Raw genomic sequence first — 14,168 nt, 5'->3', positions numbered from 1 at the left:
AGGAACATTATGCGCTGGCGTGGAGTGATTGAGCAGTACAGGGAGTATCTTTCAGTAACAGATAAAACACCTGTTATAACCTTGAATGAAGGTAATACACCATTTATTGCGTGCAATAATCTTGTAAGGGCGATTAATCCTGATATAGAGCTTTTTCTGAAATTTGAAGGGGCAAATCCAACCGGTTCTTTTAAAGACCGGGGTATGACGATGGCAATATCAAAGGCCGTGGAGGCAGGGGCGAATGCTGTTATCTGTGCATCAACAGGGAATACCTCGGCATCTGCCGCTGCGTATGGTGCACGTGCAGGACTTAAGGTATTTGTCCTTATCCCTGAAGGCAAGATAGCTATGGGAAAGCTGGCACAGGCCATGATTCATCATGCAGTGGTTATTCAGGTAGACGGCAATTTTGATGAGGCTTTAACCATTGTAAAGAGTATCTCATCTGAATATCCTGTTACAATGGTAAACTCCATAAATCCTTACAGACTTGAAGGGCAGATGTCGGCTGCGTTTGAGGTGTGTGACCAGATTAACGGGTATCCTGATTATCACTTTCTGCCGGTGGGGAATGCAGGAAATATAAGCGCTTACTGGATGGGTTATAAAGAGTTTTATAAAAGGGGGAAGATTTCAGGTCTCCCAAAGATGATGGGTTTTCAGGCCGCAGGAGCCGCACCAATAGTGCTTGGCCATGTTGTGGAAAATCCTTCAACAATTGCAACTGCCATCAGGATAGGTAATCCTGCCAGTTGGAAGACAGCAGTAACCGCTGCATCTGAATCAAAGGGTGAGATTAATATGGTTACGGACGAGGAGATCCTTGAGGCATACAAGATGCTTGCCTCACACGAGGGAGTATTCTGCGAGGCCGCCTCCGCCGCATCCATTGCCGGTGTTATAAAGAAAAATAAAGAGGGCATATTTTCCAAAGGCGACAGGGTTGTCTGCACACTGACCGGTCATGGCCTTAAAGATACAGAGATGGCGATTAACCTTTCCAAAAAGCCTGTAACAGTGAAGGCTGAAAAGGGGGAGGTGTTGAGGGTGCTGGGGTATTAATTAAATTGAAGAGATAGGGGAAGAAGTTAGAAGTAAGAAGTAAGAAGCAAGATGTAAGATGTAAGATGTAAGAAGAAAGAAGGAAAAATGATAGAGGGAAGGAAACTATGAAATATATTATCTTAGTCGGTGACGGGATGGGGGATAATCCTGTAGAGCAGTTGGGTGGGAAGACGCCTTTACAGGCGGCAAGGATACCTAACATGGATTCTCTTTCAAGAAAGGGAGTCCTTGGGCTTGTGAAGCTTACCCCTGATGGGTTTTATCCAGGCAGTGATGTTACACAGATGAGTCTTCTTGGTTATGACCCTGCTGAGTGTTACACCGGAAGGTCTCCTCTTGAGGCATCAAGTATGGGCGTAACTCTGGGGAAGGATGATGTTGCATTCAGGTGCAATACGGTCAGCCTTACAAGGAACGGGAAGTATATTAATGACAGGCTGTCGGATGATGTGATTATGGCGGATTTCAGTGCCGGACACATTACTACTGATGAGTCAAGAGAATTGTTATTGTTCCTCGATGAAAATCTTGGGAATGACACTTTCAAATTTTACCCCGGTGTTAGTTACCGTCATCTGTTCGTGTGGAAGAACGGTAAGGCTGGGATGATGTGTACACCGCCGCATGATATTACTGATAAGGCTGTTCAGGGTTATCTTCCAACAGGTGACGGGGTTGATGTCCTGATGGAGATTATGAATAAGGCACTTGGTATTTTGCAGTACCACCCAGTTAATATCCGGCGTAAGGAGAGAGGGGATAAGATTGCAAACGGGATATGGTTCTGGGGGCAGGGCAAGGCACCTCGGTTAGAGACATTTCATGTAAAGTATGGACTGAACGGCTCAATGATTTCAGCAGTGGACCTGACAAACGGTATAGGTAAATATGCTGGGTTTGACATTATACATGTCCCCGGGGCAACAGGTTACATTGATACAAACTATAAGGGAAAAGGTGAGTATGCACTGAAAGAGCTGTTTGATAAAAATAAGGACATGATATTCATACACGTTGAGGCCCCGGATGAGGCCGGACATAATGGAGACATCAACGGCAAGGTAAAGGCAATCGAAGAGATTGATGACAAGGTTGTCGGGACGATTTTAGAAGGTATGAAGGGCAAGGGTGATTTCAAGATACTGATACTGTGTGACCATAAGACCCCTGTTGCCTTAAAGACCCACTCACCGGAGCCTATACCATTTATCCTTTATGACAGCAGTGAGACAGAGAAGTCTGACAGACCTTATGATGAGTTTAATGCGGCTGACAGCGGGGTCTTTGTAGAGAATGGGACGAGGCTGATTGAGAGGTTTTTAGACAGGCAGCAGTGAGCAGAAGGTAGAAGCAAGAAGTCAGAAGTAAGAAGCAAGATAGGAGAAGACAAAGGAAAGGAGAAAAAGATGGGAAAAGGGATTAAGGGGGAGTCTTGCCCTGAAGCAATTCGGAAAGCTATTTTACATGGAGAGATAATATCTTTCTCTGAGCTATTCAGTCGGGTGAGGCCAATGGGTTTATGGAAGGACAACAGGATATGGCAGGCATTAATGGCCTCTGTAGTAAACCTTCCACCAGCGCGTCGGTGGTGGTCAATAGAGCCTTTTCTTTTTCTCCATGAGGATGGGAGAGTTTCATTATATGACGAAAGAGTTCATCCAAAAGTGGTGGATTAATAACTATGTTTATTAGATTCCCTCCCCCTTGATGGGGGAGGGGTAGGGTGGGGGTGCCTACGACATTTAAGAACAAAATAAATAATATAGCTAAAACTCTTAGAAAGAGATTAACTGATACAGAAAATGTATTATGGAAATATTTAAGAGCAAAGCAGTTAGAAGGATATAAATTCAGAAGGCAGGAGCCTATTGGTAAGTATGTTGTAGATTTTGTTTGTTATGAAAAACAAATAATAATAGAAGTTGACGGGGGACAGCATTCAATAGAAATAGACAAAGATAAGGAAAGAGACGAATGGTTTAGCTCACAGGGGTTTAAGGTTTTAAGATTTTGGAATAATGAAGTGTTAGTAAACATAGAGGGAGTATTAGAAGTTATTAGGGAGAATTGTTTGAATCACCCTCCCCTAACCCCTCCCATCAAGGGAGGGGAAAGTAGTTACTCGCAGAAAAATCTTAAGAACCATAGTTTATAAATAGTGGGCGATATGAAGATATTGTGGGTGTTCATGGAGGATTCTTTTCTATATGTTGATTGTACAGAAATATGGCGGGACGTCGGTTGGGAGTGTTGAGCGGATAAGGAATGTTGCTCATAAGGTTGCGAGGACACGCAATGAAGGGCATGATGTTGTGGTGGTTGTCTCTGCGATGAGCGGTGAGACCGACAGGCTGGTATCCCTTGCCCACCAGATAACAGGTACGCCGTCTGATAGAGAGATGGATGTACTCCTTTCATCAGGAGAGCGCGTAACGATAGCACTTCTTGCGATTGCCTTAAACAGTATAGGGTATCCTGCCAAGGCATTTACAGGCCGCCAGGTGGGTATTGTTACAGACAGTGTTCATACAAAGGCAAGGATAGAGCGTGTCAGCGGCGAACGTGTACACGAGGCGCTTAAGCATGGTGTAATCCCTGTAATAGCAGGTTTTCAGGGGATAAGCGAGGCATCAGATGTTACAACTTTGGGAAGAGGCGGCTCAGACCTTACTGCTGTTGCGATTGCAGCGGCTATTAAGGCTGACCTGTGTGATATATATACGGATGTGGATGGGGTTTATACCGCAGACCCTAATATAGTTTCAGATGCAAGGAAATTGGACAAGATATCTTATGAAGAGATGCTTGAACTGGCAAGCCTCGGTGCAAAGGTTTTGCAGAGCAGGTCAGTGGAATATGCGGCAAAACATGGAGTAAAGCTCCGCGTAGTATCCACGTTTGTTGATGGAAGCGGTACATTGCTTACAGAGGAGGATGAAGATATGGAGAAGGTCGTTGTCTCCGGTGTTACTTATGACAGGAATCAGGCAAAGGTAACAATTGTCGGTGTGCCTGATAAGCCGGGTATTGCTGCAAAGATATTCGGTCCTGTGGCAGATGCCAGCATCAATGTAGATATGATTATACAGAACGTCAGTCAGGAGTCTCTGACAGATATATCCTTTACAGTCCCCCGCTCTGATATTAACAAGACTAATGTGATTATGAAAACTATCACAGAAGAGATAGGGGCAAAGGAGTATGAGTTAAAAGAGGATATTGCAAAGGTTTCTATTGTCGGTGTTGGAATGAAATCCCACTCCGGCGTCGCTGCAAGAATGTTTTCAGTCCTTGCAGGCGAGGGCATTAACATAATGATGATAAGCACCTCCGAGATAAAAGTCTCCTGCGTGATAGATGCGAAGTATACTGAGTTGGCGGTGAGGACTTTGCATAGAGCGTTCGGGCTGGAAGGAAGAAGTTAGAAGTTAGAGGTAAGAAGCAAGAAGGGATACTTCTTACTCATTACCTGTAACCCGTTACCCATAACCTATAAAAGAATATATGAGAAAAATACTAATTTACGATACAACCCTCCGTGATGGGGCGCAGGCTGAGGATGTCTCTTTTACGCTTGAAGATAAGCTTAGGATTGTCGGAAAGCTGGATTCTCTTGGTGTCCATTATATTGAGGGAGGATTCCCTGGTGCAAATCCAAAAGATACAAGGTTCTTCAAAGAGGTAAAGAATCTTCATCTTAATAATTCAAAAATAGTAGCCTTCGGCAGTACAAAGAAGGCTGCTACTAATGTAAAGAAAGACCCTAATATTACTGCACTTCTGCAGGCAGAGACCGGTTGTGTTACAATAGTCGGTAAGAGCTGGGATTTTCATGTAACAGAGGCACTCGGCATAACCCTGAAAAAGAATTTAGAGATGATAAAAGAATCTGTTTCATATCTGAAGTCAGAAGGTAAGTATGTATTCTTTGACGCTGAACATTACTTCGATGGTTTCAAGGCTAATGCGGAATTTGCAATTCAGACACTTCAGGCATCTCTCGAAGGCGGGGCGGATTGTGTTGTACTCTGTGATACCAACGGCGGGACCATGCCTGATGATATAAAGAGGATATTTAAAGATACAAGGCGTGAGGTAAAGGTATCTTACGGGATACATGCCCACAACGACTCTGACCTTGCGGTTGCCAATTCAATTATGGCAGTGGAGGCAGGGGCATCTCATGTTCAGGGGACGATCAATGGCTTGGGGGAAAGGTGCGGGAATGCCAATCTTTGTTCAATAATACCGAACCTGAAACTGAAACTTGATATAGACTGCATACCTGACCAGCAGCTCAGAAATCTGCGTAATGTATCGCATTTTGTAAGTGAGATAGCCAATATACCTCCAAACAGACGCCAGCCTTATGTAGGGGACAGCGCCTTTACACATAAAGGCGGGCTTCATGTTCATGCAGTCAGGAAGAAATCAAATACCTATGAGCATGTAAATCCTGGTGACGTGGGAAATGTCCGGAGGATGCTTGTATCGGACTATTCAGGCATAAGCACTATTCTTCAGAAGGCCGGTGATTACGGTATTATTGTTAAACAGGAAGACCATCCGAAATTGCAGAATGTACTGAATGTATTGAAGGAGATGGAAGACAAGGGGTATCAGTTTGAGGGCGCTGAGGGGTCATTTGAACTCCTGATGAAGAGGTCGCTTGGCCTTCATAAGAGTTTTTTTAACCTTATAGGCTTCAGGGTTATTGTGGAGAAGAGAAAAGAAGGGGCATCTACGGAATCAGAGGCAACGATAATGCTTAATGTAGACGGTGATATTGAGCATACTGCGGCAGTCGGAAATGGCCCTGTTAATGCACTTGATAATGCACTAAGAAAGGCACTTGAAAAGTTTTATCCATCACTCAAAGATGTCGGCTTAATTGATTATAAGGTGAGGGTACTTACAGGCGTGAGAGGTACGGCCTCAAGGGTGAGGGTCTTGATTGAATCAGGGGATAAACAGAGAAAGTGGGGGACAGTAGGGGTTTCAGATAATATCATTGAGGCAAGCTGGTTGGCACTTGTGGATAGCATAGAATATAAGTTACTCAAAGATAAGGTGATGAATGATGGGTAGGAGTCATAAAGGTAAGCGGAAATCGGGTCATCCTTCGACAAGCTCAGGATGACAGCCAAGGTGCCATGGTGAGCCTGTCGAACCATGACAGGCAGTTAGAAAATCAGCGGGACAAGAATGTCCCGCCTATCCTCATAGAAATGGATAGGCGGGGTCAGCAATTCTCGGTGAAATATCGGGCAAATGCTCTTACAGCGGGGTTAGAAAACCCCGCCTATCGCGATAGGCGGGACATTCTTGTCCCGTATTAGCAATGGAGATATGATTCACAGAGAATTGCTGTAGGCGGGGTTTTCTTACCCCGCCGTAGGGATTTTCGGGTATGGTGTAAGGAGTTTTAATATGCAGGAAGGAATGACAGAAGAAGGCATCGTGATTGAGGTGCATAACGGGATGGCGAAGGTCAGGGCTGTTCGCGGGACATCATGCGGAAGCTGTGCATCAAAGAGTTTGTGCAAGCCCTCGTCAGGGTCAGATACAAATGTAGTTATTGAAGCAAAGAATGAACTTGGCGCTTCTGTTGGGGAAATGGTAGAGGTTTCAATGAGGTCCAAGACTTTTTTAACGGCATCTTTTATTGCGTATATGGTACCTCTAATCGGTTTCTTTATAGGCAGTTTCGTGGGCAAGGCTGTAACAGGTTCAGACCCTTATGCTGCCCTGTCCGGAATATTGTTTATGATTATTTTTTATGTAGGAATATGGTTATACAATAAAAGTGCTCTTAAAGATGGTAAATATAATCCTGTGATCATTTCAGTGAAGCATCCTTGACTTTCTAACTTTTTCCCTCCCCTTGCGGGAGGGGATTAAGGGGAGGGGTGACACTGGTTTCTATTTATAATAATATTTTCGGGGTCTTAGTAACCGGAAGTTTAGGTTAATTTGCTTAGGTTTTTCGGAGGAATAGTTTGTGAAGAAAGCAGATATTGCCGGTGAGCTGTATGACAAGATTGGGATTTCAAAAAAAGAGGCGCTCGATATTGTTGAGCTTATCCTGGATACTCTGAAGGATAGCCTTAAACATGGTGAGACAGTGAAGATAGCAGGCTTTGGAAATTTTGTTATAAGGAAAAAACGTGAGAGAAAGGGGCGCAATCCAAAGACCGGTGAAGAGATTGGTATAACACCCCGCAGGGTTGTAACATTCAGGCCAAGCCATATATTTAAACAGTATATTAACGGTGAAAAGATTGATGCGGTTGATGAGGAATAAAGGTCAGAGTTAGGAAGCGGCATGAAGTTTATATAAAATTCACTTAGGGTCTGTCATGAAATAACTTGTGCATTTAGGCGCTCAGATTTCGGTCAGGTTTGAGTGCGACCGATTGAGCAAACCCGAAGGCGTAGTAGAATCTACGCTGAGGGGTTGCGATTGAGGAGCACACAAAGATGGCCGGAAGATGAGATGCATAAATGTATAGGTTATTTTATGACAGACCTTAGGGCCTGACCTTGTAGTTTCTAATCTACTTTTACCATCATGAAGCTATTCTACAAGATAAGTGAAGTCAGCAAAATTACAGGACTTGAGTCTTACGTCCTGAGATACTGGGAAACAGAATTTCGTTTTTTATCTCCCCGTAAGAACAGAGGCGGTCAGAGGGTTTACGAGCAAAAAGATATTGATGCGATATTGAATATCAAAAAGATGCTCTATGAAGAGGGCTTTACTATTGCAGGGGCCAGAAAAAAACTTCAGGACCAGTCCGGTAAAGACAGTAAGGTTATTAAGAAGGTCATTGAAGATTTAAAAGGTGTCCTAAATCTATTGAAGTCTTAATTTCGGGGCGTGGCGCAGCCCGGTAGCGCACTCCCTTGGGGTGGGAGTGGCCGGCCGTTCAAATCGGCTCGCCCCGACCAATAATAACCACAGAGGCACAGAGAAATAAATCCAAATATCAAAAATCAAAGTCCAAATGAATGTCAAATGATTAAATGAAAGATTCATGAGCATAGGCTCACAAAGGATGAAAATGAGTGGGACAAGAATGTCCCACCTATCCTTGATATATATCTGGATAGGCGGGGTTTTCTTACCCCGCCGGAGAGATTTTTGGATGGAGATTTTTTAAAAATATGCTAATTTTAGTTTCTAACGACGATGGTATACATTCAAAGGGGCTTCACATACTTGCTGATGCACTCAGAGTCATTGGTGAGGTGTATATTGTTGCTCCTGACAGGGAGAGGACTGCGGCAAGTCATGCACTCACATTACACAAGCCTCTGAGAATGGATGAGGTTGCTGATAAAACCTATAGCGTAAGCGGTACGCCGACTGATTGTGTTAATCTTGCCATCAATGGGATACTCCCGGCAAAGCCGGATATTGTTGTATCGGGTATAAATAAGGGTGCAAATCTTGGAGATGATGTTACATATTCAGGGACAGTGTCCGCAGCATTTGAAGGCACATTACTCGGAGTCCCGTCATTTGCTGTATCACAGGTTGCAGAGGGAGATTATAAGTTTGAGACATCTGCCCGGATTGCATGTATTATTGCCGCATTAGTCAAAGAGCAATCATTGCCTGCCGGTGTCTTACTTAATGTAAATGTCCCCAATCTGGATATGAGTGAGATAAGAGGGATGAAGATAACACGTCAGGGTAAGCGTATATACGACAAAAATGCGATAGTTGAGAAAGTAGATCCGAGGGGCCGGAAATATTACTGGATCGGCGGGAGCAGACTCTCATGGGAGAAGACAGAAGACAGCGATTTCTCAGCAATCGAAGAAAACATGGTATCAATAACCCCCCTCCGCCTTGACCTTACTGAATTCAACGCAATAAAGACACTTCAGTGCTGGGAATCAACACTCTCACAAAAAATCATGAACACACCAATATAATATAATAATAACAATAAAACGCCGCCGCTGATTTCAGTATAAACTTCAAAAGGTACTGTTAACAGCCTAATGATTGACACCATTATCTTTAATTAGTATAGTAGTTTCATAGTTTCGAAACTTATTCAGAGGGTGTTAAATATGGACAAAGATATTTTTGAACTGCATGCGGGTATCTGTCAGATTATGGCAAATGCAAAGAGGCTTGAGATTATAAGTATTCTTGGTGATAAAGAGCTTTCAGTGGGTGAGATTGCTGAGAAGATGGATATCAGGCCGGCAAACCTGTCCCAGCACCTTTCTATTATGAAGGCAAAGGGTATACTCAACTTCCGCAGGGATGGGGTGAATATCTATTACAGGATTTCAAACCTGAAGGTGGTTCAGGCATGTAAGCTGATGCGTGAGGTAATGATAGAACAGCTCAGGGAAAAGGGCAGGCTGTCAAAGATTGTATCACAGAAAAAATAATTATTTTCCCGGCTAACGGAAGGAGGGTACTTACCCGTACTTTATTTTTACCAGAAACAATCCCTGCGAAGGGGCAATCTGTCCTGCGTGACGACGGTCTTTTTTCTCTAAAATATTTTTAACATCTGCAGGTTTAAACCTCCCTCTTCCAACCTCCACAAGTGTCCCCACAATATTCCTGACCATGTGTTGAAGGAATGAACGTGCCTCAAAGGTGAGAAGGATAAGGGGATTATCTGGAAATACTCGTAGCTCACCCTCCCCCTTTTCCCCTCCAGTCAAGGGAGGGGGGATTAACATAGCAACCTCAATATTCTCCAATGTCCTGACCGGAGATTTGGCACTGCACTGTGATGACCTGAAAGAAGAAAAATCATGGGTACCCAAGAGATACCCTGCAGCCTCCTTCATTGCATATATATCAAGAGGCCTTTTTATGTGCCATGCGTAGTTCCTCAGGAAAGGAGACATCTGCTCAACATTCAATATTGCATACTGGTATGTCTTTCCCTTTGCACTGAATCTTGCATTAAATTCCATAGGCACATACTCTGCTTTTTTTATCCTTATGTCATGGGGGAGCAATGAGTTGATGGCCTTTACCCATGAGGTTTCATCTATTTGAAGATTGCTCTTAAAACTTACGGACTGTCCTAATGCATGTACGCCCGCATCAGTACGGGAGGCCCCGGTTACCTTAATGGTCTGTTTTGTAATGCGACCAAGTACCTCTTCAAGCACCTCCTGTACTGTCAGGAGATTTGCCTGCCTCTGCCAGCCGTGATAGTTCGTCCCATCGTACTCAATAAGAAGTTTTATATTATTTGTCATCACTGAAGTTGAGAGATTAACCCGACTTCAATATTTTTGCAAGCAGGTACATAAAATATAAAACAGGGGTTGACATACTATACTTATATATAGTATAGTTTGTTTATGACGGATTAAAAACTTACGGCACTTACATTAAGGCAGCAGCAGTTGTTGTCATATATAGAGACCACAATGGCCGGATTGGGGTATCCCCCGACGCTTTATGAGATGACGAAGGCTATGGGTGGTATTACAGTAAAGGGTGTTAAAGACCATCTGAGGGCGCTTGAGAAAAAGGGGTATCTGAGATGTTCTCCAGGAAAACGAAGGGCTGTTGAGGTATTGCATGGCCGCTATTTCAGGGGAGAGGGGATACCTGTGGTCGGGCGTGTTGCAGCCGGGATGCCGGTTCTGGCTGTTGAGAATATAGAAGGCACGCTTCCTCTTGATGCTAAGTTTGTGGGCAGTTCAGTGCATTTTGCACTCAGGGTGCGTGGAGACAGCATGACAGGTGCAGGCATGTTCGATGGTGACTATATTATCGTAAAACAACAGGAGACTGCTGATTCAGGAGATATAGTTGTAGCCCTTATTGGTGACGAGGCAACAGTAAAGACATTTAGAAAGAAAGGGAAAGATGTCTTCCTTGAACCTGCGAACCCTGCATATAAAGATATTCCCCTTAAAGGGCATATACCTCAGCCTGAGATTCTGGGCAAGGTTGTTGGGTTGTACAGGGCGATAAAATAGTGAGCAGTAAGGTGTTAGCAGTAAGCAGAAGTCAGAAGTAAGAAGCAAGAGAAACTCATATACCCCTCTTTAGAAAAGGGGGGATGGGGGGATTTGAAGTGGATAAATTTGAAATGAGGTACTAAATGGGTAGAACCCTTCCCACACCAACAATGCAGCAATTCTCGGTGAAATATCGGGCAAATGCTCTTACAGCGGGGTTAGAAAACCCCGCCTATCGCGATAGGCGGGACATTCTTGTCCCGTATTAGCAAGGGAGATATGATTCACCGAGAATTGCTGCCAACAATGCTGCTTGACGAAGAGCGGCTTCGCTGGCAGAAGTTCCGCCGGGCACTCAGAAAGGAAGGCCAGACCATCCTTGATGAGATGCTGGATTGACATACGCAGGCACGTTCAGGCACAGGCGTACGCCTCTATGGGTCACCCCTTATGAGGCCATGCTTGTAGCGATTATACTTGAAGACAGGAAGAGGATAAAAAGGCTGGAAAAAAACATGCAAGGGGGCAACTGAAGCATGTTTACATGCTTCTTTCTAAATGTTAGAATTTGGCGTCTTTTACTTGTAATCTTTGTAACCTTAAACTATAACGGAGATAGTAGGAAATGATAGGAGATGTTGCTGCAAAATATATCCCCACCCTTGAACACCGAAAAGAGATGTTCAGCAAATATCCCTTTTATGAGGTAAGGGAGAAGGTAGCAATTAATGAAATAAAGATAAACCGCAGGTTATTTGCTTTCAACAACAAGGTTTGACAAAGTTTGACAACAGGCAAAATTCCTATTGACAGCATAGTCTCATCCTGCTACTTTAACATCAGAAGAAAAGCAAATACGTATTAGATAGGGTTATTATTTAATTGGTTGAGTTGACTCATTTAGTGCAAAAAGTATGGAATCTAAAGGATAGATGGAATTTGAAAAACAAACAGAAAGACAAAAGGAGAACACCATGCTAACAGTAAACAAAACGTTTATTCCGGAGAATGATGTTATTTCTGAAAACGGGTATATGACAATTAATGAGATTGTCGTTTTACTGCGGAAATACAAGGCAAACCCTGATGCAATTCAGTTTATTGCAGACATGCTTGAGGAATAATTATCAATTGATTTCATCTTAGTTCACCTTAGAATGCCTTTAATGAAAAACAACCATGATAAAACCAACAGACAATAAAAAAAAAGCAAGAACTACCGTACTGCTTAATAAGTCAATCGGGCATAGCCTTGAACATCCCGTTGAATTTTATATATCAGAAGAAACAGCCACATACGGGAATAACGGCAAAAGACCTTTCACTGTTTATTATGACAACCCTGAATATTCATTAAAACTTCTTAAAGGCGATTGCATCGAGATTTTGAATAAGGCAAGGGAAAACAGTGTTGACATGATTTTTGCAGATCCTCCTTACTTTCTTTCTAACGGAGGAATTACCTGCCATGCTGGAAAGATGGTTTCTGTAAACAAGGGAAAGTGGGATAAATCTAAGGGAGTAAAAGAGAATCATGAGTTTACCCTTGACTGGCTTAGAGCTTGCCAGAGAGTCTTGAAACCTAACGGTACGATTTGGGTTTCCGGCACAACTCATATTATTTACTCCATAGGCTTCGCTATGCAGGAGCTTGGATATAAAATTCTTAATGATATTATTTGGTACAAACGCAACGCGCCTCCGAATCTTTCTTGTAGGTATTTTACCCATTCGACGGAGATTGTTCTCTGGGCTGCGAAAAATGAAAAGGCTAAACATCATTTTGATTATCAATTGATGAAAAAGATAAATCAAGGGAAGCAAATGAGAAATGTCTGGGAAATTTCAGCGCCGTTAGCAGAAGAAAAAAAGTTTGGGAAACATCCTACCCAGAAACCAGTAGAACTTTTAAAGAGAATAATTCTTTCTTCTACAAAAGAAAACGATTTGGTTTTAGACCCTTTTTGTGGGAGTTCAACGACAGGCATAGCAGCTATTTCGCTAAACAGAAAATATGTAGGCATTGATTTAGAAGGTGACTATTTACAGCTTTCAAAAAAAAGAATTGAAGATGCTGTGAGTGCTTCGTCTATAAAAGATGTGCCTCTGGAGTATTTGTGCGGAGTTTGAAATGCTTTTAGAGTTTAATCACGCCAAATAGCGATCGTATAGGAGGAATGTTCTTATGATTAAGGGTGGAACTGGCGGCGGTAATACAAAAACAGGGCTATTTTTTGAAGGCAAAACAGATCTCGCTACATTCCTTAATTTACAAAAGGGATATGAAGTGATAGACGGCAATGTCTATTTCAAAGGCAAACTGGCAGGCAGAATATTCAAAAAATATGGATTGTATAAATTCCTTGAAGAATTAAATATTGACTGGAAAGCAATAATATCAAAAAGACTTTTACCTGACGATTCTATTTATGTAATTATAAAAAATACGTTATACATCATTGAATGCAAAATTCAGCATGTTCCAGGTTCTGTTGATGAAAAACTGCAAACCTGTGATTTCAAGAAAAAACAATATCAGAAACTATTTTCAATGGCCAATGTCGAGGTTGAATACATTTATCTTCTTGGTATTTGGTTTCAGCAACCGCAATATAGAGACGTGCTGGACTATATAATTAGTGTGGGGTGTTCATACTATTTCAGTTACATTCCTATGGAAAAAATAGGGCTGACAATGCCTCTTGAGTAGATCCCCATGTGCTTACGCACGTGGCACTTTGAAATCAAAATTTATCAAACAAAAAAACAATTCGCTACAATTGTCCCCCTTCTATCATGAACAATAGTTACCATACAACAGCCTCAGGTTGGCTTTTTGATCTATACCTTGATGGTGATGTTATAAGGTTGTGGTTTATCAGAGAAGATGGTACGTATGTATCTTTATGGGAAGCGTACGCTCCTTCGTTTTATGTCAGGACTACGACTTCTGTAGGGGATAATGAAAATATCCCCAAAAGTAATAATTTATGTCCTGTTTAATTCGTAACCGTTCACGGGTTAAAAAGGCACTCCTTAAAAAAGCACTTCCTGAAATTCCATCAATTTTTTCACCAAGTTTTAAAAGCTTAGAATGACCTACTAAACAAAACTTGCGTTCCAATTCCGGATAGGCTATA

General features: G+C 42.6%; 20 protein-coding genes and 1 tRNA gene. 20 read left to right on the top strand and 1 reads right to left on the bottom strand.

The features are described from left to right. The first annotated feature begins 9 nt into the window (after positions 1-9). The 13 genes from HZA08_00385 to HZA08_00325 all read left to right on the top strand — a co-directional run bounded on the left by HZA08_00385 (position 10) and on the right by HZA08_00325 (position 9,483). Complete coding sequence (locus HZA08_00385; protein ID MBI5191882.1) at positions 10-1,065, top strand: threonine synthase; 1,056 nt, start codon at positions 10-12, stop codon at positions 1,063-1,065. A gap of 107 nt (positions 1,066-1,172) precedes the next feature. Then, a complete protein-coding gene (locus HZA08_00380; protein ID MBI5191881.1) occupies positions 1,173-2,405 on the top strand; it encodes a cofactor-independent phosphoglycerate mutase in 1,233 nt (410 codons plus the stop codon). Positions 2,406-2,579: 174 nt separating this feature from the next. Next, positions 2,580-2,744 (top strand): hypothetical protein, encoded by a 165-nt coding sequence (locus HZA08_00375; GenBank protein MBI5191880.1) that lies wholly within the window; start codon positions 2,580-2,582, stop codon positions 2,742-2,744. A 77-nt stretch (positions 2,745-2,821) separates the two neighbouring features. Further along, the gene (locus HZA08_00370) at positions 2,822-3,223 is read left to right on the top strand and encodes an endonuclease domain-containing protein (protein MBI5191879.1); all 402 of its coding nucleotides are present in this window, start codon (positions 2,822-2,824) and stop codon (positions 3,221-3,223) included. Positions 3,224-3,275: 52 nt separating this feature from the next. Further along, positions 3,276-4,493 (top strand): aspartate kinase, encoded by a 1,218-nt coding sequence (locus HZA08_00365; GenBank protein MBI5191878.1) that lies wholly within the window; start codon positions 3,276-3,278, stop codon positions 4,491-4,493. A 79-nt stretch (positions 4,494-4,572) separates the two neighbouring features. After that, positions 4,573-6,156, top strand: coding sequence for a citramalate synthase (locus HZA08_00360; GenBank protein ID MBI5191877.1), 1,584 nt, complete (start codon positions 4,573-4,575; stop codon positions 6,154-6,156). Between the two features lie 65 nt (positions 6,157-6,221). Further along, positions 6,222-6,407 (top strand): hypothetical protein, encoded by a 186-nt coding sequence (locus HZA08_00355; GenBank protein ID MBI5191876.1) that lies wholly within the window; start codon positions 6,222-6,224, stop codon positions 6,405-6,407. A 91-nt stretch (positions 6,408-6,498) separates the two neighbouring features. Next, positions 6,499-6,930 carry a SoxR reducing system RseC family protein gene (locus HZA08_00350; GenBank protein ID MBI5191875.1) on the top strand — a complete coding sequence of 144 codons (432 nt, stop codon included), beginning with the start codon at positions 6,499-6,501 and terminating at the stop codon, positions 6,928-6,930. Between the two features lie 139 nt (positions 6,931-7,069). Then, a complete protein-coding gene (locus tag HZA08_00345; protein ID MBI5191874.1) occupies positions 7,070-7,372 on the top strand; it encodes an integration host factor subunit alpha in 303 nt (100 codons plus the stop codon). A 267-nt stretch (positions 7,373-7,639) separates the two neighbouring features. After that, positions 7,640-7,939, top strand: a complete 300-nt coding sequence (locus tag HZA08_00340) for a MerR family transcriptional regulator (protein ID MBI5191873.1) — start codon at positions 7,640-7,642, stop codon at positions 7,937-7,939. 3 nt (positions 7,940-7,942) lie between these two features. Next, a tRNA-Pro gene (locus HZA08_00335) sits at positions 7,943-8,019 on the top strand. Between the two features lie 216 nt (positions 8,020-8,235). Next, positions 8,236-9,012, top strand: coding sequence for a 5'/3'-nucleotidase SurE (gene surE, locus HZA08_00330; protein ID MBI5191872.1), 777 nt, complete (start codon positions 8,236-8,238; stop codon positions 9,010-9,012). A 141-nt stretch (positions 9,013-9,153) separates the two neighbouring features. Continuing rightward, entirely contained in the window at positions 9,154-9,483 is a 330-nt protein-coding gene (locus tag HZA08_00325) for a helix-turn-helix transcriptional regulator (protein ID MBI5191871.1), read from the top strand. A gap of 30 nt (positions 9,484-9,513) precedes the next feature. On the opposite strand, the gene truA is transcribed toward HZA08_00325, so the two are convergent. Further along, positions 9,514-10,314, bottom strand: coding sequence for a tRNA pseudouridine(38-40) synthase TruA (gene truA / locus HZA08_00320; protein MBI5191870.1), 801 nt, complete (start codon positions 10,312-10,314; stop codon positions 9,514-9,516). A gap of 150 nt (positions 10,315-10,464) precedes the next feature. On the opposite strand from truA, the gene lexA reads away from it, so the two are divergent. From lexA to HZA08_00285, 7 genes are all read left to right on the top strand, one after another. Further along, on the top strand, positions 10,465-11,046 hold the full coding sequence (gene lexA / locus HZA08_00315; protein ID MBI5191869.1) for a transcriptional repressor LexA: 582 nt from the start codon (positions 10,465-10,467) through the stop codon (positions 11,044-11,046). Between the two features lie 377 nt (positions 11,047-11,423). Next, the gene (locus tag HZA08_00310; GenBank protein ID MBI5191868.1) at positions 11,424-11,561 is read left to right on the top strand and encodes a hypothetical protein; all 138 of its coding nucleotides are present in this window, start codon (positions 11,424-11,426) and stop codon (positions 11,559-11,561) included. Between the two features lie 92 nt (positions 11,562-11,653). Beyond that, positions 11,654-11,806 carry a hypothetical protein gene (locus HZA08_00305; protein ID MBI5191867.1) on the top strand — a complete coding sequence of 51 codons (153 nt, stop codon included), beginning with the start codon at positions 11,654-11,656 and terminating at the stop codon, positions 11,804-11,806. Between the two features lie 196 nt (positions 11,807-12,002). Further along, positions 12,003-12,152, top strand: coding sequence for a hypothetical protein (locus tag HZA08_00300; protein MBI5191866.1), 150 nt, complete (start codon positions 12,003-12,005; stop codon positions 12,150-12,152). A gap of 55 nt (positions 12,153-12,207) precedes the next feature. Further along, entirely contained in the window at positions 12,208-13,158 is a 951-nt protein-coding gene (locus tag HZA08_00295; GenBank protein ID MBI5191865.1) for a site-specific DNA-methyltransferase, read from the top strand. 55 nt (positions 13,159-13,213) lie between these two features. Beyond that, on the top strand, positions 13,214-13,738 hold the full coding sequence (locus HZA08_00290; protein MBI5191864.1) for a hypothetical protein: 525 nt from the start codon (positions 13,214-13,216) through the stop codon (positions 13,736-13,738). Between the two features lie 86 nt (positions 13,739-13,824). After that, entirely contained in the window at positions 13,825-14,031 is a 207-nt protein-coding gene (locus HZA08_00285) for a hypothetical protein (protein ID MBI5191863.1), read from the top strand. The last annotated feature ends 137 nt before the right edge of the window (positions 14,032-14,168 follow it).

Source organism: Nitrospirota bacterium (assembly GCA_016212215.1).
Classification (GTDB): Bacteria; Nitrospirota; 9FT-COMBO-42-15; order HDB-SIOI813; family HDB-SIOI813; genus JACRGV01.
The sequence above is the reverse complement of the archived record's forward strand: the minus strand, read 5'-3'. Positions and strand labels throughout refer to the sequence as shown.

What these genes read in the sequence shown, in the direction of transcription:
- HZA08_00340 (MBI5191873.1), top strand. Translation starts at nt 7,640, where the DNA reads ATGAAGCTATTCTACAAGATAAGTGAAGTCAGCAAAATTACAGGACTT.
- HZA08_00375 (MBI5191880.1), top strand. Translation starts at nt 2,580, where the DNA reads ATGGGTTTATGGAAGGACAACAGGATATGGCAGGCATTAATGGCCTCT.
- HZA08_00295 (MBI5191865.1), top strand. Translation starts at nt 12,208, where the DNA reads ATGATAAAACCAACAGACAATAAAAAAAAAGCAAGAACTACCGTACTG.
- HZA08_00290 (MBI5191864.1), top strand. Translation starts at nt 13,214, where the DNA reads ATGATTAAGGGTGGAACTGGCGGCGGTAATACAAAAACAGGGCTATTT.
- HZA08_00300 (MBI5191866.1), top strand. Translation starts at nt 12,003, where the DNA reads ATGCTAACAGTAAACAAAACGTTTATTCCGGAGAATGATGTTATTTCT.
- HZA08_00325 (MBI5191871.1), top strand. Translation starts at nt 9,154, where the DNA reads ATGGACAAAGATATTTTTGAACTGCATGCGGGTATCTGTCAGATTATG.
- truA (MBI5191870.1), bottom strand. Translation starts at nt 10,314, where the DNA reads ATGACAAATAATATAAAACTTCTTATTGAGTACGATGGGACGAACTAT.
- HZA08_00380 (MBI5191881.1), top strand. Translation starts at nt 1,173, where the DNA reads ATGAAATATATTATCTTAGTCGGTGACGGGATGGGGGATAATCCTGTA.
- HZA08_00305 (MBI5191867.1), top strand. Translation starts at nt 11,654, where the DNA reads ATGATAGGAGATGTTGCTGCAAAATATATCCCCACCCTTGAACACCGA.
- HZA08_00355 (MBI5191876.1), top strand. Translation starts at nt 6,222, where the DNA reads ATGGTGAGCCTGTCGAACCATGACAGGCAGTTAGAAAATCAGCGGGAC.
- HZA08_00365 (MBI5191878.1), top strand. Translation starts at nt 3,276, where the DNA reads ATGTTGATTGTACAGAAATATGGCGGGACGTCGGTTGGGAGTGTTGAG.
- HZA08_00350 (MBI5191875.1), top strand. Translation starts at nt 6,499, where the DNA reads ATGCAGGAAGGAATGACAGAAGAAGGCATCGTGATTGAGGTGCATAAC.
- HZA08_00285 (MBI5191863.1), top strand. Translation starts at nt 13,825, where the DNA reads ATGAACAATAGTTACCATACAACAGCCTCAGGTTGGCTTTTTGATCTA.
- surE (MBI5191872.1), top strand. Translation starts at nt 8,236, where the DNA reads ATGCTAATTTTAGTTTCTAACGACGATGGTATACATTCAAAGGGGCTT.
- HZA08_00385 (MBI5191882.1), top strand. Translation starts at nt 10, where the DNA reads ATGCGCTGGCGTGGAGTGATTGAGCAGTACAGGGAGTATCTTTCAGTA.
- HZA08_00360 (MBI5191877.1), top strand. Translation starts at nt 4,573, where the DNA reads ATGAGAAAAATACTAATTTACGATACAACCCTCCGTGATGGGGCGCAG.